This window comes from Bradyrhizobium sp. UFLA03-84 (assembly GCF_002289535.1).
Classification (GTDB): domain Bacteria; phylum Pseudomonadota; class Alphaproteobacteria; order Rhizobiales; family Xanthobacteraceae; genus Bradyrhizobium; species Bradyrhizobium viridifuturi.
Map to the genome: position 1 here is coordinate 226,013 of NZ_NSJY01000020.1, position 18,976 is coordinate 244,988.

Below are 18,976 nucleotides of genomic sequence, written 5' to 3' on the forward strand. Positions count from 1 at the left end.
ATGACGGCAAGACCGAACACCCGCAAGGCTTACCAACAAGGCTTGCTCAAACAGACTTGCGACAAGAAGAAGGGCCGGGAACGTCCATGAAGCACATTACCTGCATCGAAGATCTGCGCCAGTTGCACAAGCGCCGGGTTCCGAAGGCGTTTTTCGATTATGCGGACCGCGGCTCCTACACCGAGGACACGCTGCGCGCCAATTCCGACGACCTGCAGCAGATCAAGTTCCGCCAGCGCATCCTGGTCGATGTATCCAAGCGCACGCTCGCGACCACGATTCTCGGTGAGCCCTCGGCGATGCCGCTGATCCTAGCCCCGGTCGGCCTGCTCGGCATGCAGCATGGCGACGGCGAGATCCACGCCTGCCGCGCCGCGCAGGCGGCCGGCATTCCCTTCACCCAGAGCACGATGTCGATCTGCTCGATCGAGGACATCGCGGCCGCCGTCGACAAGCCGTTCTGGTTCCAGCTCTACGTCATGAAGGACCGCGGCTTCATCAAGTCGCTGATCGAGCGTGCGATCGCGGCGAAATGCTCGGCGCTGGTGCTGACCGTCGACCTCCAGGTGATCGGCCAGCGCCACCAGGACATCAAGAACGGCATGACCGTGCCGCCGGAATGGTCGCTGTCGAAGCTGATCGACTTCGCGACCAAGCCGGCGTGGGTGTCGGGCGTGCTGCAAGGCAAGCGCCGCACCTTCGGCAACATCGCCGGACACGTCAAAGGCATGGACGACATCGTCAAGCTGTCGGAATGGACGGCATCGCAGTTCGATACGACGCTGAACTGGAAGGACATCGACTGGATCCGCTCGATCTGGCCGGGCAAGCTGATCCTGAAGGGCATTCTCGATGTCGAGGACGCCGAGCTCGCCGCCAAGAGCGGCGCGCAGGCGATCGTGGTCTCCAACCATGGCGGCCGCCAGCTCGATGGCGCACCGTCCTCGATCGAGGTGCTGCCCGAGATCGTCGACGAGGTCGGATCACAGCTCGAGATCATGTTCGACGGCGGCATCCGCACCGGCATGGACATCATGCGCGCGCTCGCGCTCGGCGCGAAGTCCTGCATGATCGGCCGCGCCTATGCCTATGGCCTCGGCGCGGGCGGCCAAGAGGGCGTCGCCAAGGCGCTCGACATCCTCGGCAAGGAACTCACCACCACCATGGGGCTGTGCGGCGTCAACACCATCGCCGAGATCGACGACAAGGTGCTGGCGGTTTAGGGCGGAGCGACCGCCTCGACACGTCGTCCCGGGCAAGCGAAGCGCGACCCATAACCACAGCCGTGCGAGATTTGGTACGGCTGTGGCCCCAACTCTTCTCAACAATCGTCATCGGTGGTTACGGGTCCCGGCTTTCGCCGGGACAACGTGTCGAGAGAGTTTGCCTGCGCCTCACATCGGCGGCGCGATGCCGTCGCGGCCGACATTGACGCGGTTGGCTTCCAGCGTGCCGTCATCCTTCTTCACTGCGCCGAAGATGATGATCTTGGCGCCCGGCTTCAGCTCCGACTTGTCGCCGGAGACGAAGGTGACGACCGGAGTGCCCGGGGGCACCACGACCTTCTTCTCGCCGTCCTTGTATTTCACCGTGATGTTCTGGCCGTCGGTGCCCTGCACCGTCTCGGCGACGGTGGCGTTGGTCATCGTCGAATTGGCGCGCAGGTCCCAGGGCCGAAAACCTTCAGCGGCGCCGCGCTGGTTTTCCGGGAAGATGTGCACCGCGATCGCCTTCTGCGTCCCGTCGGGCTCCGGCATCGCGGTGACCCCGATATAGGAACCGGCCTTGATCTCCGACAAATCGGTCTTGGCAACGCCGAAGACTGCAACGTTATCCGTGGTCCGCACCTTCATCTCGGCGCCGTCGCGCGACTTGATCGACAGCATTGCGCCGTCGACGGCCTCGATGGTGCCGCGAATGCGCACCGTCGGCGGCTGCTGCGCCGACGCGGTCGAGGCAAAGGCGACGAGAAGCAATGCAGCGAAGAGCGGCGATTTCGACATGGTGTCCCTCATGGGTTTGGCTGGCGATTAGGGGAACACCGGGGAATTGGTGGTATTCCGTGCAAGCCACAACTCCCCGCTGGAGTGACGGCTTGCATGACATTTACGCACCGGATGAGGGACTGTTACCGCAGTAACGGACAGGTGATGCGCTTGACGCAAGCCGCCATAGCCCGGCTGAAGCGAACGAGCCACACGATCTTCGTCGTCCCGGGCAAGCGAAGCGCGACCCGGAACCCATAACCACGACCCAACGAGATCTGGCGCCTCGCGTTACATCGGCGGGGTCAGCCCGTCGCGGCCGACGCTGACGCGGTCGGTTTCGAACGAGCCGTCGGGCAGCTTCTTCATGAAGGCGATGACCTTGGCGCCGGCTTTCAGGTCCGCCTTGTCGCCGGGAACATAGGTCACGACGGGAGTGTCGGGCGTGACCTGCACCTTCTTCTCGCCGTCCTTGTACTTGACCAGCAAGGTATGGCCGTCATTGCCGACGACGGATTCCGCAACCGTCGCGTTGGTCATGCTGCTGTTCGGCTTCAGATCGTAGGGCCGCGAGCCTTCGCCGGTGCCGCGCATGTTTTCGGGGAAGACATGCACCTCAACCGCCGTCGGCACTCCGTCGGGGCCGGGTACCGTTGTCGTGCCGATGAAGGAACCGACCTTGATGTCGGACAGGCCGATCTTGGTGAGCCCGAGCACCACCATGTTGCCCGCCATGTGCAGCTTGACGTCCTCGCCGCTGCGCGACTTCACCGCCAGCGTATCGCCCTCGACGCTCTCGACGGTTCCGCGTACCCGCGTCGGTGTCGGCGGCTGCTGCGCGAGCGCGTAGAGCGTGGAGGCCGTCACCATCGCGAGCGCGATGAACGGACGAACGAGTTGGGAACGGCTGGCAGGCATCATCGATCTCCGGGAGGGAACGCGGGGGGACTAACACGAGACCCCGTTCCGGAGACGCTATTCCGGGCCTCAAGTCTTTGTGAGATCGGCCTCAACGAGTGCGCGCAGCTCCGCAGTGACTTGCGGGCGTTGCCCGAACCACAATTCAAAACCGCGCACGGCCTGGTGCAACAGCATGCCGAGCCCATCCGCAGTCTTCAGCGAGCGCGCCGCGGCCGCTGCAAGCAGCGGCGTCACCAGCGGCACATAGACAAGATCGGTAACAACCGCGCTCTGCGGCAACAGGGAGACATCGATCTGAAGCGCCGGTTGGCCGTGCATGCCGAGCGAGGTCGTGTTCACGAGCAGGCCTGAGCGCGGCAACAACTCGCCGACCGCGTCCCAGGTCGCCGGATGAACACGCGCGCCGAACTGGTCGGCGAGCGCGCGCGCACGGCCGATGGTGCGGTTGACCAGGTGCACCCGCGTGATGCCGCGCTCGATCAGGCCGAACACCACCGCGCGCGCCGCGCCGCCGGCACCGAGCACCAGCGCGTCCTCGGTCTTGTCCCATCCCGGCGCGCAGGCGTCGAGATTGTTGATGAAGCCCTCGACATCGGTGTTGGTCGAGCGCAACTCGCCATCGGCGAACCACAGCGTGTTGGCGGCGCCGACGGCGCGGGCGCGCGCATCCGGTGCCGACAGCGCCAGCGCCTGCTCCTTGTGCGGAAGGGTGACGTTGGCGCCGACGAAGCCACGCAGCGACAGGCGGAACAGGAAATCCTTGAAATCCTCCGGCGGCACCGCCTCGATCACATAGCCGCCCTCGATGCCGAGCGTGCGCAGCCAGTAATGGTGGATCAGCGGCGAGCGGGAATGCGCCGCCGGCCACCCGATCAGGCACGCGGCGCGGGTTTTGCCTTGGGATGGCATGCTTGAGGATGTCATGACCGTGACATCGGCCAAGGCAGCCGCGCTGTCAATCCATCCGCTTCGCGATTGCGGCAACCAGCGCGCTGAGGGCAAACGCGGTGCCCGCGGCAAACCAGATCGCGGCGAGATTGATCCAGCGGTAGGCCAATGCGCCGCCGAGCGCACCGACGACCAGCGCCGCCCACAGCAGCAGGTTGGGCAGCCAGGCCCAGCCTGCTCCGCCGGTCAGCGCCGCGGCTATCAGCTGGCCGGCCTTGACCAGCGCTCCCGTGACATAGGTGAGACCGAGCCCGGCGCCGCCCTCGAGCTGGAACACGGCATTCTCGAGCCCCATCGCCAGGACGATGGCGGCGACCGCGGCGTGCGGCAGGCCATACGCGTAGGCCAGCGCCGCCGCGGTCAGCAACAGCGCCTCGCCGAGGAGGATCAACGTCTGCCGATGAGCGAGGGGACTCAGCACGACCAGGCTGCCGGCCGCGGCGCCGCCGACGAACAGCACGATCAGCTCCAGCGCCTCCAGCGCGTGCTGCCAATGCCCCTCGGCCAAGGTCACGCCAAGCCGCGTCGAGTTGCCGCTCATGAAGGAGACGAACAGCCCGCCGAGATGCAGATAGCCGATGCCGTCGACATAACCGGCCAGCGCGCTGAGCGCGCAGGCCAGCGCCAGGTTGCGGCGGGATTCAAGCATGATGTCGTTGCGCCCCCATCAGGGACGCAAGCTAGCCGTGTCTCGCGATCCTGCCAACGTTCACAGCCCGCAAGGCGTGATCGCAGACATCAGCGCTCGACCTTGCACTCGAAGCGGTTGTCCAGACCCGCCGGGTTGGTGTGGACACATCCAATGCCCGGGACTGACCGGGCATGCCGGTCGATCGCGCACCATTCGCCGTCATGCTTGGCCCACGCGATGCCGCGTCGGCCCGGCATGAAATAGACCGGCGCGTCGTATTGGGGCGCGACCATCACCTGCCCAGCGGTGTCGACCAGCCCCCATTTGCCGTCTTTGAGAAATGTCAAAAGGCCAAACTCGATGTTGGCGCCGACCCGTTCGGCCCCAATGTCGATCCAGGTCTCACCGGTTTGCGACAGGATCGCCCGCTTGCCCGCGGCTTCCGACATGATCACGTGACTCATACTGACATCACACAGCACGGCCGGCCGCGGCGGAATGATCCAGGACTGATCCTTGAGCCGCAGGACGCCGGTCGCGCCGGACAGGGTCACGAAGGCGGTTTCATTGTCGCGACGCAACGCGGCGGCATCGAATTTGGGTTCGATCAGCCACGATCCGTCCGAGCGCATGAAGCCCCGCTTGCCATTGATCGATGCGACGAACAGATCGGCGCCGGTCGAGAGGTAGTCGAATTTGGGTTCGAGCAGCCAACGCCCATCGGACCCAAGGCGTCCCCACTTGCCATCGAGCTTGGCATTCTTGACGCCCGCTCCGGCCCAACCGATCGCGTCGTATAGCACCGGCGTCAACGGGTTCGAGCCAGCGTCAACCAAACGGAATTTGTCTCCAATCCTCAAGACGAACGGTGGCGCACCGCCAGAACATGACGCATCAATGAGCCGGCCGTCCGGCGGTTGTAGCGGGCTGCCGTCCGCTTTGAAGTAGAACCATTCCTTGTTCTTGTACGCGGAGAGCCGGCCATCGGCGCACTGCTGGATCGTTTGATCGAATTCGGCGTCGAGAACCACGCGGCCATTCAGGTCGAGAAGCCCCCACCGGTCGGCCGTCTTGAAGTGCCATCCGAACACAGCGAGGGGGTGATCGGAAAGCATGGAGGCAAGGGCGAATTGCAGCTGCTGATACTTGGTCTGGAAAATCCATTCGCCCGATTTGTCGATCACGCCAACCACACCGTCGCGCTCGGCCGACACACGATCGAGACCCGGCTTGAACCACCCGACCTTGTCGAAGACCGGCGCGATGGCAAAATTACCCGTCCGATCGATGAAGCCAATCTTGCCGTTGACCGTCACCCGCGCGAGCCCGTTTATCAACGCATCGACCCGCTGGAATTTCGGCTCGATGAGCCAGCTTCCATCGGCGCGCGCCAGTCCCCAGAGCTTCTCCTTTTGCACCCAGTGAAATGACGGATCATCCTTGTCGAACATGGGAGCCGGCGGCGCGCCCGCCTCGATCAATCGGCCCGAGATGTCGATGACGTCGGTCAGCATCGGATCGAAGACTGTGAAACGTATGTCTCCGGATGGCGTGAACGCTACGGTGCTGTTTGAAAAATCCTCCCCGCCGGCCATTCCGCCGAGCCGTCGGCTTTCCGACACGGCAAAGCGATCCAGACCTTTCGCCCGGATGAATCCATATTTCGGCTCGATCACCATCTTGCCGTCCCGGTCGATCAGGCCGGACTTTCCGTCCACGTCGACCTGGGCGAAGCCGTAGTGATAGTCGTCGACGATGCGGTATTGCGGCTTCACGATCTCACGGCCGTCCTCGTCGATGAAGCCATAGAGACCACCGATCCGGACGGCGGCACGGTTATCCGAGAACGAGCCAACCCAGTCGTAGCGAGGAAATACCGCGACCGTTCCATCACGGCGGACCACTCCACACAAGCCGCCGGGAAACGCGCACATCGGCAGAGGGCCAGTCGACGGAGGGTCGTAGGGTGACGGCCTCTGCGCGATCAGCTCCTGCAAGACGGCTTTGCCGGCGGGGGTCAATTCGATCGACCGGTCTTGCGGCTTGTCCTGCGCGAGTGCGCCATGCATCAGCATCACGCCAGCCAACGCGGCAACTTTCCACCACACGCGCACTGTCCTGCCTCACCGTTCCGACGGCTATCGACGGGTTAGGCGCAATCCGTGGCGAGACGGTGTCGGTCGTTTCACAATGTGTAATTGTAAATCGAAAGTCAGTCCCGGGCGCGGCTTTCGCGCCCGGGAAGACGTCGCTTCATCACGCCGCGTCGCGATGCGCGGCGATGATCTGGTCGGCGGCGCGGCCGGTCACTTCGGCCATGCGGTCGAACTGGCGGGTGAAGGTGCCGGCGCCGGCCGTGGCCGAACGCAGCTCCACGATGAGGTCGCCGATCTCGGATTCCGGCATCGTGGCGCGAACGCAGTCCCAGCCGCTCCAGCCCTCGCGGGTGTCGAAACCGAGGATCTGGCCGCGGCGCGCCGACAGGATCGCATTGATCTTGGCGGTGGCGTCGGTCGGACAGACGATCTCGACCATGTGGATCGGCTCCAGCAGTACCGGCTGGCACTGCGGCAAGCCTTCGCTGACCCCGATCCGCGCCGCGGTGCGGAACGCGAGATCGGAGGAATCGACGCTGTGGTAGGAGCCGTCGGTCAGCGTGACGTCGACGTCGATCACCGGGAAACCGAGCGGGCCGCGCGCCAGCGCGTCGACGACGCCTTCCTCCACCGCGCCGATATAGTTGCGAGGCACTGCGCCGCCGACCACCTTCTCGTGGAATTCGAAGCCCGACCCGCGCGGCTTCGGCTTGATGTCGAGCACCACATCGCCGAACTGGCCATGGCCGCCGGACTGCTTCTTGTGCCGGCCGCGCTGGGTAATGGCTTTGCGGATGGTCTCCTGGTAGCCGATCGCCGGCGGATGCGATTTGACGTTGACGCCGTAGCGGTCCTTCAGCCGCTCCTGGGCGACGCGCAGATGCATCTCGCCCTGCCCCCACAGCACGGTGTCGTGGGTGCGCGGGTTCTGGATCATTGTCAGCGATGGGTCCTCCTCGTTCAGCCGCAGCAGCGCCTGGCCGAGCTTGACGTCGTCCTTGCGATCGGTCGCCGCAATCGAGATCGACAGCACCGCCGCGGCCGGCTCGACCTTGACCAGCGAGGCCGGGGCCGTCTTGCCGCTGGAGACCGTGTCGCCGGTCTTGATTGCATCGAGCTTGCCGAGCGCGACGGTGTCGCCGGCCTCCGCCGACGGCCGCTTGCTGTCGTGCGCGCCCGAGACCGCGAGGATGCCGGAGACGCGTCCGCTGTCGCCGCTCGAGGATTGCAGCGTCGCGCCGTCGTCGAGGTGACCCATCAGCACGCGCGCCAGCGACAGCTTGCCGCCGTGCTGCAGATGCACGGTCTTGAACACATAGGCCAGCGCATCCTTCTGGTCCTTGATGCCGAGCCGTTGGGCGGTCTCGGCGACGCCGGGCGCCTCGTGACGCAGCGCCTTCATCAACCGGAGCACGCCGTTCTCGCGGCTCGCAGCACCAAGCAGCACCGGACAGATCAACCCCTCGCGCAATTCGCGGGCGAGATCGTCGAACACCGCATCGCGCGGCGGCTGGATATCCTCCAGCAATTGCTCCATCAGCGCGTCGTCGTGATCGGCGAGCTTCTCCAGCATCGAGAAGCGCGCTTCCTTCTCGCGGTCGAGGTTGCCGCCCTCGAGCGCCATCACCTCCGACGGCTTGTGCTCGCGATAGACGAAGGCACGTTCCAGCGCGAGATCGACGAAGCCTTCGATCAGATCGCCATTCCAGATCGGGATCTGGCGCAGCACCAGCGGCACGCGCGAGGCCGGCTGCAGCGTCGCAAGCGTCTCGCGGACGCGCTTGTTGGCGCGGTCGATCTTGTTCAGGAACAGGAAACGGGGAATCCCGAGCTCCTCGAGCTCGCGCAGGATGATCTGCAGCTGCGGCAGCTTCTTCTCGTCAGCTTCGCAGACCACGACCGCGGCATCGACCGCCGGCAACGCGGCACGCATATCGTGCGCGAATTCGATCGAGCCGGGGCAATCGATAAAGGTGTAGGTGTCCCCCATAAAGGTGGTGGTGGCGGCGGTCAGGCCTACGCCCATCTTGTGTTGACGCGCCTCGGGGCTGGCATCGCCGACGGAGGTTCCGGCATCGACGCTGCCGGCAGTCTTGATGGCGCCCGTGCGCGCCAGGATCGCTTCCAGAAGTGTGGTTTTACCGCTTTGGAAAGGGCCCACCAGCGCGATGCACCGTGGACCTCGGGGACTTCTGACGTCTTGTCCCATTGCCGCCTCCTCGTGTTGGAGCTCGGCCCATGATTGGGTCGGCGACCATTCATGCTCTGCCTGCGTTTGACATTTGGCAAGCGAGAAAACGTCGCTGCGGTGCGGCGGCGCGGAGGTTAACGATCGCAGAGCTGCGCGCCGCCATCGTCCGGACGAAGGCGTCCGACGCGTCAGTTCCGTGCGGGTGCAATCTCGCGCCAGCGCGCCGCAAGGTCGAGCAGGCGCTGCACGGCAGGCGACGCATCTTCCTCGCGCCACGCAACCGTGAGCGGAGCCGTCACCATCGGCGCGGAAAGCGGAACGTAAGCCACGCCGCGACCGGTCTGCGCGCGCGCCGCAGCCTCCGGAACGAGCGACACGCCGACACCGGCGGCGATCAGGCCGATCGCGGTTTGCAGATGCAGAACCTCTTGCGCGAGCCGCGGCGTAAAGCCCACGGCCTGGCACGCGTTCACGATCAGGCCCGTGACCGAAGGCTCCGGTTGCGCCGGATAGAGCACGAAAGCATCATCGGACAGTTCGGCGAGCGCAATGTGGCCTCGCGCCGCGAGGGGATGCGCGCGCGGCAGCGCCGCGACATAGGGCTCATCGAGGATCAGGCGCTGCGCCAGCCCGGCTTCGGCTGGTAGCGCCGGGCGTGCGAAGCCGACGTCGATCCGGCGCCGCCGCAACGCCTCGGCAATCTCTGCCGCCAGCATCTCGTCGAGCACCAGCTCGACATCGGGACAGGCGTCGCGATAGGCGCCGATGATATCGGGCAGGCCGGCAAACATGGCGGAGCCGACGAATCCGATCGCGAGCTTGCCGGCCTGGCCGCGCCCGACCCGCCGCGTGTCGGCAACCGCGCTCTCGAAGCTTGCGAGCAGCGCGCGTGCGCGCGCCAGAAACATCTCGCCAGCCTCGGTGAGCCTGACCGGACGACTATTCCGCTGCAGCAGCGTGACGCCGAGCTCGTCCTCGAGCTGGCGGATCTGCTGGCTGAGCGGCGGCTGCGCGATGTGCAGCCGCTCGGCCGCCCGCGTGAAATTCAATTCCTCGCCGAGCGCCACGAAGTATCTGAGGTGTCGCAATTCCATGCCACCGCTATAGCACGGCGGCCCGCGGCGGCAGCCATACGCAACAGCTCTGCTACCGTATCGAACGAGTATTGGACCGGACGCGCGAACGCGGACAGCCTGCGGCCAACCACGGGAGGTCGCAGATGACGGCACTGGAAAAGGCCTTCGCGGATGCAGCCGCGGCAGGCATCACGCAACAGAAGATCGATACCGGCGGCCTATCCGTCAACGTCGCGCGCTTCGGCAACGGCCCGCCGCTGCTGCTGCTCCATGGCTGGCCGGAGTTCTGGCTGGTGTGGCGTCCGCTGATGCTGCGCCTCGGCGACAGTTTCGAGCTGATCGCGCCCGATCTGCGCGGCTGCGGCGACACCGGCAAGCCGACGCCGACACCTGACGCGTCGGCCACCGCGGAGCGCCACGCGCTGGACATGTTCGCCGTCATGGACGCGCTCGGTCATGACCGCTTCGGCGTGATCGGCGGCGATCTCGGCGCCTATGTCATGCAGGCGATGTCGCATCGTGAGCCGCGGCGGCTGACTGGCACGCTCTATCTCTGCACGCCCTATCCGGGCCTCGGCCAGCGCTACGGCGGGCCCGGCCACCTGATCGAGGTCTGGTATCAATACTTCCAGCAACTGCCGTGGGCGGCGCAACTGGTCGGCAGTTCGCGCGAGTCCTGCCGGCTCTATTTCCGCCATTTCCTCGACCATTGGTCGGGCGACGATCCCGCCGTGTTCGGCGAGCTGCTCGAAGCCTATGTCGACAACTTCATGAAGCCGGGCAACATCCAGGGTGGCTTCGACTGGTATCTCTCGTCCGCGCCCAATCGCCGGCTCTGGCTGGAGGGCAAGCTACCGGCGCAACCGCGCATCGAGGTGCCCTCGCGCTTTCTTTGGGGCCGCCGCGATCCGCTGATCTCGCCCGAATGGTCAGACAGGCTGGGGGACTATTGGCGCGAGCCTTCGATCACGTTCGTCGACACCGGACATTATGTTCACGCCGAAGCGCCCGGGATCGTTGCCGAAGAAGCCCGCGGCTTCTTCGGCAGACTGGAGAACGGTGAGCGCGGGCTTTAAAGCGCGACGAGATCAAATGAACGTCATCGCACTCTCGCCGCTTGTTTGCGCATGATCTTTCCGGAAAAACCGCTTCGCACTTTTCCGGATCATGCTTTAGCGACCCGGACGCAATTCCAGGCTCTCGAGGCCGGCGGCGATGTTGACGCCGACCTGACCCTGCACGCTGAGCGGCTGCAGCGCGATCGTGTTGTCGGAGCCGCCGACCAGCACGTTGCCGCCGACGCCGACGCCGAGCGTCGCACTGCCCTGCGCACCGGCATAGTTGCCGGACAGCGCGCCCGGTCCGAGCCGCTCCACCGGTGCATAGACGCCCCAGGCCAGCGCCGATTCCTGGGTGATGCCGAGATCGATGCCGACCTTCTGGATGGTCGCGATGTAGCGGTCCTCGGGCAGGCCATTGGCGCGCAGCACGCAGCCGAGATGGGTCACGGAACCCACGATGAAGCCGACGCTCGCGCCACCGCGGCATTCCAGGACGCCGACCTGCACGCGCTGGATCGGCTGTTGGGCGTCGGCGCCAACGATTGCGGTGAGCGTGGCAATGGCGGCAGCGGCGAGGAGAGTGAAGCGACGCATGTTGGGGAGTCTCCGGCTGAAAGGCATGACGCGAGCAGAGAACAGAACGGCGCCGTGTCTGCGGCGCCGTTCGCATCCTATGCCATAACATCGAAAGATCGGCCAGAATATGCGGTGCCCGGCCACCGATTGTTACGGGATGTGGCGGTGTTGCTATGTTCCCTCAACGCAGCCGGCTGCGCCGGCGGCAGACAGCAAACGACAGAGCGCAAAAAAAGAGGCCCGCTTTCGCGGGCCCCTTTGATCGAACACCAACCAGCCTGGAGCGTTTTCGAGCGAAGTGGATACCGGTTCGCGTGAAGAAAACGCGTCAAGCCAAAATCTAGTGGTGGTGATGATGGCGGTGGTGGCGATGATGCCGGCGCGGACCGCTGGCGCGGACCGGCTCGAGATCGATCCCGGCGATGCCGGCCGCAACGTTGAGACCGGTCTGGCCCTGCACGCTGATCGGCTGCAGCGCATAGGCGTTGTTCGGGCCACCGAACAGGAAGTTACCGCCGGCGCCGAGGCCGACCGAAGCATTGACGCCGACGCCGCCGTAGCTGCCGGCGAGCGCGCCGCGCGGCACGACCGTGGTCGGCGCACTGACGGCCCAGGCGAGCTGGGTCTGCCCGGTGAAGCCGAGGTCGACGCCGATCCGCTTCACGGTCGCAAGATACGGCTCGGGCCGGCGGCCGCCGCTCTGGAACACGCATTCGAGGCGGGCGACAGAGCCGACGACGAAGCCGACATTCTCGCCGCCCTGGCACTGCAGGACCCCGGCTTGAACCTGTTGAGGCGCCGCGTTGGCGGTGGCGAACGGCGCCAGCAACGCAAGCGCTGCAAAGGTGAGGGTCGAAAGTCGCATTGGTCTGTCTCCGCAAGGTGAACTGAATTGCAATTTGCGCGGCGGACAGAAAGCAAGGGTCGTGTCTAAAACAAGGCAGTTCGCAAAGAGGCCGTAAAAACTTCCCGCGTGTGGCATCGATGTTCGTACACACACGCGTGAGATGAGCGCGTTGTGATTTGACTCAGCGATTTTACCGCCGCGCGCAATCTACGCGCTGACGATAGTTGGAGCACACAAACAAAAACGCTCCCGCATTAGGTGCGGGAGCGTTTCCTCGTTCGGAATTAACTATCGCAGATTACCGCAGAAGCGCTGGATGCGCTTGCAGGCATCCTCGAGATCAGAGGTCTTGGTGGCGTAGGAGATGCGGAACGCCGGTCCGAGACCGAACGCCGATCCCTGCACGACGGCGACGCCTTCGCTTTCGAGCAGCTCGGTGACGAACGTCTCGTCATTGTCGATCACCTTGCCCGAGGGCGCCTTCTTGCCGATCGTGCCGGCGCAGGACGGATAGACGTAGAACGCGCCTTCCGGCCGCGGGCACTCGATGCCGCTCGCCTGATTGAGCATCGACACCACGAGGTCGCGGCGCTCCTTGAACACCTTGTTATTCGCAGCGATGAAGTCCTGCGGACCGTTGAGTGCCTCGACCGACGCCCACTGCGCGATCGACGACGGGTTCGAGGTCGACTGCGACTGGATCGTCGCCATCGCCTTGATCAGCTGCGCCGGGCCGCCGGCGTAACCGATGCGCCAGCCGGTCATGCAGTAGGCCTTCGACACGCCGTTCACGGTCAACGTCCGATCGTAAAGGCTCGGCTCGACCTGCGCCGCGGTGGTGAAGACGAAGTCGTCATAGACGAGGTGCTCGTACATGTCGTCGGTCATCACCCAGACATGCGGATGCTTGACCAGCACGTCGGTGATCGCCTTGAGCTCGCTCCTGGTGTAGGCCGAGCCGGTCGGGTTCGACGGCGAGCACAGGATCACCCACTTGGTCTTCGGCGTGATCGCCTTCTCGAGATCTTCCGGACGCAGCTTGAAGCCGGTCGAGGCCGGGCACACCACCGGCACCGACTCGCCGCCGGCGAGCGCCACCATCTCGGGATAGCTGACCCAGTACGGCGCCGGGATGATCACCTCGTCGCCCGGATTGATGGTCGCCATCAGCGCGTTGTAGAGCACCTGCTTGCCGCCGGTGCCGACGATGATCTGGTTCGGCTTGTAGGTCAGGCCGTTCTCGCGCGAGAACTTGTTGATGATGGCTTCCTTGAGCTCCGGAATGCCGCCGACATCGGTGTACTTGGTCTTGCCGGCCTCGATCGCGTGGATTGCAGCCAGCTTGATGTTGGCGGGCGTGTCGAAGTCCGGCTCGCCGGCGCCGAGGCCGATGACGTTGCGGCCCGCGGCTTTCAGCGCGCGTGCTTTGTCCGTGACCGCGATCGTCGCGGACGGCTTCACACGGTCGAGCGCAGCGGACAGGAAGGCCATTATCATCTCCTGGCAAACGTCGTGAGCCGTTGGGCCACGACATGATTTGAATGGGATCGCGGCACCCTAGGCCTGTCGCCGCTGCATCGCAAGAAGCTTGGCGATAAAGCACGAAAACTTTCACGCATGGCGCGCGGGATGCGCAATATTCCGCAAGTTCCGGCCTCAAATGACTCATATCCGGCAAGCCCTGTCGGGGCTGCTCCAGCCTTGCCGGCAAGGCCTCCGGCCACGTTGTCCAGCGCGGATTGCTCCGAGGACAATGTGCCGCGCGCAGCTGCCTGACAGTGCCGACGGCAGGCGCTCCGGCGTAACCGACGACGACACATCCCGCGATCCGGATGCCGCGTTAACGTTTCTGAATAGCAGCATGTCGGTGACGGCGATCGATCCTATCGACCGGCACCGTGCACAGCGTCGCGCAGGCGTGATCCGAATTGTTCTGCCGTGTTGATGGAATCGTTCTGCACGCGTGCAGTGCGGTAGACGTTTCGACTTTTTCCACATTGCAGGGCTTGCGACGCACCCCTGTCGGCATCATTGTTTAGCGGCGTTGCGGTGTGACAGGCCGCGCAACTTTCAAGCGTACCGTCTCCCTGACCTGAGTGAACCCCGACGCAATGTACAAGCTCTATTCGATGCAGCGCTCCGGCAACAGCTACAAGGTCCGGCTCGCGCTTGCCGTGCTGAACACGCCGTACGAGGCGATCGAGATCGACATCCTGCGCGGCGAGAGCCGGACCCCGGAATTTCTGGCCAAGAATCCGAGCGGCCAGGTGCCGTTGCTCGAGGTCGCCGAAGGCCGCCACCTCGCCGAGTCCAATGCCATTCTCTGGTATGTTGCGATCGGCACGCCGCTGGCGCCGGAGTCGCGGATCGAGCGCGCCGAGGCGCTGCAATGGATGTTCTTCGAGCAGCACGCGCTGGAGCCGAATATCGGCGCCGCCTATTTCTGGCTGTCGCTGGTCAAGGGCGGACGCGATCTGCAGACCCACGCGCTGGAGGACTGGATGGAGCGCGGCTATGCGGCGTTGCAGGTGATGGAAAATCACCTCAAGAACCACACGTTCTTCGCCGCCGAGCAATTCACCGTCGCCGACATCGCGCTCTACGGCTACACCCATGTCGCCGACCGCTGCGACTTCGACCTGACGACCTTTCCGTCGATCCGGACCTGGCTGAAACGGGTCGAGCAGACCCCCGGATTTGTCTCGATGGATTGGCAGCCTGGTCCCGAGGCGGCGCCCCAGGCTCGCCTCGTCGCCGGGGTCTGAATTCCGGGAATAGCGGGGAAATTGCCCAAATAGCGGGCAAAACCCCCGCGCAGGCCGCATTTTCGCCGCTTTTGGAAGGCGCCGCCGCCGCAATGTTGCCGGTGACGGTCGGCAGATTCGCTCGGATGTCGCGAGTGATTCGCTCGCGACCTGAGGGATTTAGACCATGAAACGGTGGTCCGGCACGGCAGGCTTCCATGGCCGCCCTGCCCCGGTGGCGTCATCCCGGCTGACCAACGCGATCGCCGCGTCGCTCGCGCTTGGCGCGCTGACGCTGTGCCTGGTCGTCGCCGTCACGGTGCTGTCGAGCAACATTGGCGTGGCAACATCGATCCCGGCGTAATCAAGCAAATTTTCTTTGGCACCTTCATCCGCGGCAAGGCGCGGGAAAGACAGCGGCACGACATGATGAAGACCCCGGTGGGACTTGTGACCGTGACGCTGTCGGCGGCGATCCTGCTGGCGGCTTCGCTCCTGATCGTGACCGGCACGCAGGGCGAAGACCGCGCGCACCCCGCGCAGGTGACGACGCCTGCCGCCAAACCGGCACCGCACCACTAGCGCAGATGCGCTAGCTCCATTTGTGGAAGATGAAGAACGCGCCGGCCGCGATGAAGGCAAATCCGAGCGCGTGATTCCAGCCCAGCGGCTCCTTCAGGTACAAGACCGAGAAGGCCGCGAACACCACCAGCGTGATCACCTCCTGCATGGTCTTGAGCTGCGCCGCGCTATAGACCTCGCTGCCCCAGCGATTGGCCGGCACCGCCAGCCAGTATTCGAAGAAGGCGATGCCCCAGCTCACCATAATGACCATAGGGAGCGAATGATCCTTGAACTTGAGATGGCCGTACCAGGCGAAGGTCATGAAGACGTTCGAGGCGAACAGCATCAGGATCGGCAGCAGTGACGGCGAAATGGCGGGCATCGATGTCCTCTTGCAAGCAAAGCACGCGGTAACCCGCGGGCCCGGAACCGGGTTCCATGCCGATCTGCATAACATTTGATTTGAAAGCAACGAAATCTGGTTCGGCACGCGCAAGGGCCGCTTAACGGTCGGCGCGGAAATCCCGGCATGGTTGCGGCTCTGTCGTCAAACTGCGGCTTTATCGTTTGTTTGATGGATAGCGAGAACGCCCATGCGGTTCGAATGGCGTGTCATTTCAGGTCCAGCCCTGACGGCGATCACGGGGTTTGCCGCCTTCCTGATCGATCGCCACATTGCCGCCGTCCCCAACCCCGCGCCGCTGTTCGTCTGCATCGTGGCGCTGGCGAGCTCGATCAGCGGCATCACCTCCGGGCTGATCTCCGCCGCGATCGCGGTGGCCGCATCGGCGCTGTTCTTTCTCGATCATCGCGCGCTGCCCGGCTACGACACGGCCGACGTCGCGCGGATGCTGATGCTGGCGGCGACCGCGGCCGGGACCGCCGTGATCACCGGCATGCTGCGGCAGAAATGGATCGACGCCTTTGCCGCGGACAAGCAGCATCACGCTACCTCCGAGCGGCTCGCCGCCGCGCTCGACCAGGTCGACATCGGCATCGTGCTGCTCGATGCCGACACCCGCGCCGAATTCATCAACCGCGCCTTCCGCGACTATTTCGCGCTCTCAGACGCACAGGCCGACAGCAAGCCGCCTTTCGTCGCGCTGATGTATCATGGCCGCGACACCGGCGCCTACGAGCTGCCGGAAGACGAGATGAGCGCGTTCGTCACCAAACGCATCGAGATGATGCGTGCAGGCGATTCCACGCCGATCAACCTCAATCTCGCCGACGGCCAGGTGCTACGCTTCAGCTGCACGGCGCTGCCGGACGGCGGCCGCATGCTGAGCTACACGCCGGTCACCGACCTCGTTCGGCATACCGATGATCCCGCCCGCGCCGACGAATACCGGGCACAACGCGCCGGGCGCGAACGCCATCTCGCGAGGCTGCTGCGCGCCGCCGAGTGACGCGCGGCCTCCCGATTGATCCCCCACATTGACGACGCCTTCTTTGGCATGATCTCTTCGGAAAACCGCTTCACACTTTTCCGGATCATGCTCTAGAACGTTGCGAGGCGATGCGCAGACATCGCGCAACGCAGGATCATCCGGGGATCGCTCATGTCCGACGACGTCACCATCCGCTTCGTCACGCGCGACGATTACGCCCAGTGGCTGCCCTTGTGGGACGGCTACAATGCTTTCTACGAGCGGTCCGGTCCGACCGCGCTCGCGCCCGCGATCACGGCGATGACGTGGGAGCGCTTCTTCGACGCCTACGAGCCGGTGCATGCGCTGGTCGCCGATGCCGGCGGCAGGCTGGTCGGGCTGACGCATTATCTGTTTCACCGCTCGACCACGGCGATCGCGCCGACCTGCTATTTGCAGGATCTTTTCACCAGCGAGGCCGCGCGCGGCAAGGGCGTCGGCCGCGCCTTGATCAACGGCGTCTACGCGCAGGCGAAGCTCGTCGGATCGCCGCGCGTCTACTGGCAGACGCATGAGACCAACCGCACCGCAATGCAGCTTTATGACAAGGTCGCGGACAGGCCGGGCTTCGTCATCTATCGCAAGATTCTCTGAGCGCGCATTCGCAGCCTGTGGATTGCACAGAGGTGTCACCGGCGCGTTACAAAGCCCGGCTACGCTTCCGCTCGCGTAAGATCAGGCCCCCCGTCTCAGATCTTCGCCCCGAGCGGTCCCCGTCAGTCGCCGCGTCTGACCGGGACCGCTTTTTTTTCGACATTGCTTTTTTGCGACATTGCCATGCGTGACCGGCGGTAGGGCGACACCTTGCCGGCCTGCGTCGTGCGCGTCACAATCCGCGGACTCCGTCGCCTATCCCACAGGATTGTCCCATGGAAATTCGTAATCTCGGCAGTTCCGGCCTGCGCGTGTCCGCGGTCGGCATCGGCTGCAACAATTTCGGCCAGCGCACCGATCTGGAAACCTCGCGCAAGGTGATCCACAAGGCGATCGATCTCGGCATCACGCTGTTCGACACCGCCGACATCTATGCGGGCATGGGCGGCTCGGAAACCGTGCTCGGCACCGTGCTGGGCGATCGCCGCAAGGACATCGTGCTCGCCACCAAATTCTCCAAGCCGATGGCGACCGACGGCACCAAGCAGGGCGCCTCGCGGCGCTACATCATGTCGGCCGTCGAGGCGAGCCTCACCCGCCTGAAGACGGACTACATCGATCTCTACCAGCAGCACGACTACGATCCGCTGACGCCAATCGACGAGACTCTGCGCGCGCTCGACGATCTCGTGCGCCAGGGCAAGGTGCGCTACATCGGCAACTCCAACTTCCCGGCATGGCGGATCACGGAAGCCGAATACGTCGCGCGTCAGATGAACGTGAACCGCTTCGTGTCCTGCCAGGACGAATACAGCCTCGTGGTGCGCGGCATCGAGAAGGATTTGTTGCCGGCAGCGCAGCAATACAATCTCGGCCTGCTGCCATTCTTTCCGCTCGCCAGCGGCCTCTTGACCGGCAAGTACCAGCGCGGCGCGGCTGCGCCCGCCGACACTCGGTTCGCCAAGGCGCCGGCCTTGAAGGACCGCTACGTCACGCCGCGCAACGAGGACATCGTCGAGCAGTTGCAAACGTTCGCGCGGGAGCGCGGCCACAGCATGCTCGAGCTCGCCTTCTCCTGGCTCGCCGCCCGCCCGCAAGTCGCAAGCGTCATCGCCGGCGCGACGCGCGTCGAGCAGATCGAGCAGAACGTCAAGGCGATCAGCTGGAAGCTGACGGCGGAGGAGATGGCGGAGATCGACCGGATCACAAAGGGGTAATTACTTGCGTCGTCCCGGCGAAGGCCGGGACCCATAACCACAAGTCTTCGTGGTCGCGCAGCGCTGTGGCTCCAGCTCGTTCCAACAATGATCAG

General features: G+C 64.7%; 19 protein-coding genes. 8 read left to right on the top strand and 11 right to left on the bottom strand.

Annotated elements, in window-relative coordinates:
- The first annotated feature begins 86 nt into the window (after positions 1-86).
- A complete protein-coding gene (locus CK489_RS40215; protein WP_050630391.1) occupies positions 87-1,223 on the top strand; it encodes an alpha-hydroxy acid oxidase in 1,137 nt (378 codons plus the stop codon).
- A 171-nt stretch (positions 1,224-1,394) separates the two neighbouring features.
- Here CK489_RS40215 and CK489_RS40220 read toward each other — a convergent pair whose 3' ends face one another.
- From CK489_RS40220 to CK489_RS40250, 7 genes are all read right to left on the bottom strand, one after another.
- Complete coding sequence (locus tag CK489_RS40220) at positions 1,395-2,003, bottom strand: hypothetical protein (protein ID WP_050630426.1); 609 nt, start codon at positions 2,001-2,003, stop codon at positions 1,395-1,397.
- Between the two features lie 273 nt (positions 2,004-2,276).
- Positions 2,277-2,855, bottom strand: a complete 579-nt coding sequence (locus tag CK489_RS40225; RefSeq protein WP_198961145.1) for a hypothetical protein — start codon at positions 2,853-2,855, stop codon at positions 2,277-2,279.
- A 117-nt stretch (positions 2,856-2,972) separates the two neighbouring features.
- Positions 2,973-3,815 carry a shikimate dehydrogenase gene (locus CK489_RS40230; RefSeq protein WP_095736220.1) on the bottom strand — a complete coding sequence of 281 codons (843 nt, stop codon included), beginning with the start codon at positions 3,813-3,815 and terminating at the stop codon, positions 2,973-2,975.
- 46 nt (positions 3,816-3,861) lie between these two features.
- A complete protein-coding gene (locus CK489_RS40235) occupies positions 3,862-4,503 on the bottom strand; it encodes a YoaK family protein (protein ID WP_095736182.1) in 642 nt (213 codons plus the stop codon).
- Between the two features lie 89 nt (positions 4,504-4,592).
- Positions 4,593-6,593, bottom strand: coding sequence for a WG repeat-containing protein (locus tag CK489_RS40240; RefSeq protein ID WP_143278331.1), 2,001 nt, complete (start codon positions 6,591-6,593; stop codon positions 4,593-4,595).
- 148 nt (positions 6,594-6,741) lie between these two features.
- The gene (locus CK489_RS40245) at positions 6,742-8,790 is read right to left on the bottom strand and encodes an elongation factor G (protein ID WP_095736184.1); all 2,049 of its coding nucleotides are present in this window, start codon (positions 8,788-8,790) and stop codon (positions 6,742-6,744) included.
- A 170-nt stretch (positions 8,791-8,960) separates the two neighbouring features.
- Positions 8,961-9,866, bottom strand: coding sequence for a LysR substrate-binding domain-containing protein (locus tag CK489_RS40250; protein WP_095736185.1), 906 nt, complete (start codon positions 9,864-9,866; stop codon positions 8,961-8,963).
- Between the two features lie 125 nt (positions 9,867-9,991).
- On the opposite strand from CK489_RS40250, the gene CK489_RS40255 reads away from it, so the two are divergent.
- Positions 9,992-10,924 (top strand): alpha/beta fold hydrolase, encoded by a 933-nt coding sequence (locus CK489_RS40255; protein WP_095736186.1) that lies wholly within the window; start codon positions 9,992-9,994, stop codon positions 10,922-10,924.
- 96 nt (positions 10,925-11,020) lie between these two features.
- Here the strand turns inward: CK489_RS40255 and CK489_RS40260 are convergent, their stop codons facing one another.
- From CK489_RS40260 to CK489_RS40270, 3 genes are all read right to left on the bottom strand, one after another.
- Positions 11,021-11,503, bottom strand: coding sequence for a DUF992 domain-containing protein (locus tag CK489_RS40260; RefSeq protein ID WP_050630386.1), 483 nt, complete (start codon positions 11,501-11,503; stop codon positions 11,021-11,023).
- Between the two features lie 322 nt (positions 11,504-11,825).
- Positions 11,826-12,350, bottom strand: coding sequence for a DUF992 domain-containing protein (locus CK489_RS40265; protein WP_050630385.1), 525 nt, complete (start codon positions 12,348-12,350; stop codon positions 11,826-11,828).
- A 270-nt stretch (positions 12,351-12,620) separates the two neighbouring features.
- Positions 12,621-13,823, bottom strand: coding sequence for a pyridoxal phosphate-dependent aminotransferase (locus CK489_RS40270; protein ID WP_050630384.1), 1,203 nt, complete (start codon positions 13,821-13,823; stop codon positions 12,621-12,623).
- Positions 13,824-14,443: 620 nt separating this feature from the next.
- On the opposite strand from CK489_RS40270, the gene CK489_RS40275 reads away from it, so the two are divergent.
- From CK489_RS40275 to CK489_RS42030, 3 genes are all read left to right on the top strand, one after another.
- Positions 14,444-15,097 (top strand): glutathione S-transferase family protein, encoded by a 654-nt coding sequence (locus tag CK489_RS40275; RefSeq protein ID WP_095736187.1) that lies wholly within the window; start codon positions 14,444-14,446, stop codon positions 15,095-15,097.
- Positions 15,098-15,263: 166 nt separating this feature from the next.
- Positions 15,264-15,440, top strand: coding sequence for a hypothetical protein (locus CK489_RS42025; RefSeq protein WP_167350179.1), 177 nt, complete (start codon positions 15,264-15,266; stop codon positions 15,438-15,440).
- Between the two features lie 62 nt (positions 15,441-15,502).
- The gene (locus CK489_RS42030) at positions 15,503-15,658 is read left to right on the top strand and encodes a hypothetical protein (protein ID WP_198961139.1); all 156 of its coding nucleotides are present in this window, start codon (positions 15,503-15,505) and stop codon (positions 15,656-15,658) included.
- A 10-nt stretch (positions 15,659-15,668) separates the two neighbouring features.
- Here CK489_RS42030 and CK489_RS40280 read toward each other — a convergent pair whose 3' ends face one another.
- Entirely contained in the window at positions 15,669-16,022 is a 354-nt protein-coding gene (locus tag CK489_RS40280) for a DMT family protein (RefSeq protein ID WP_050630382.1), read from the bottom strand.
- A gap of 211 nt (positions 16,023-16,233) precedes the next feature.
- On the opposite strand from CK489_RS40280, the gene CK489_RS40285 reads away from it, so the two are divergent.
- From CK489_RS40285 to CK489_RS40295, 3 genes are all read left to right on the top strand, one after another.
- A complete protein-coding gene (locus tag CK489_RS40285; protein ID WP_095736188.1) occupies positions 16,234-17,049 on the top strand; it encodes a PAS-domain containing protein in 816 nt (271 codons plus the stop codon).
- Positions 17,050-17,202: 153 nt separating this feature from the next.
- Positions 17,203-17,664, top strand: a complete 462-nt coding sequence (locus CK489_RS40290; protein ID WP_050630380.1) for a GNAT family N-acetyltransferase — start codon at positions 17,203-17,205, stop codon at positions 17,662-17,664.
- 275 nt (positions 17,665-17,939) lie between these two features.
- Complete coding sequence (locus CK489_RS40295) at positions 17,940-18,881, top strand: aldo/keto reductase (protein ID WP_095736189.1); 942 nt, start codon at positions 17,940-17,942, stop codon at positions 18,879-18,881.
- Positions 18,882-18,976: the final 95 nt, after the last annotated feature.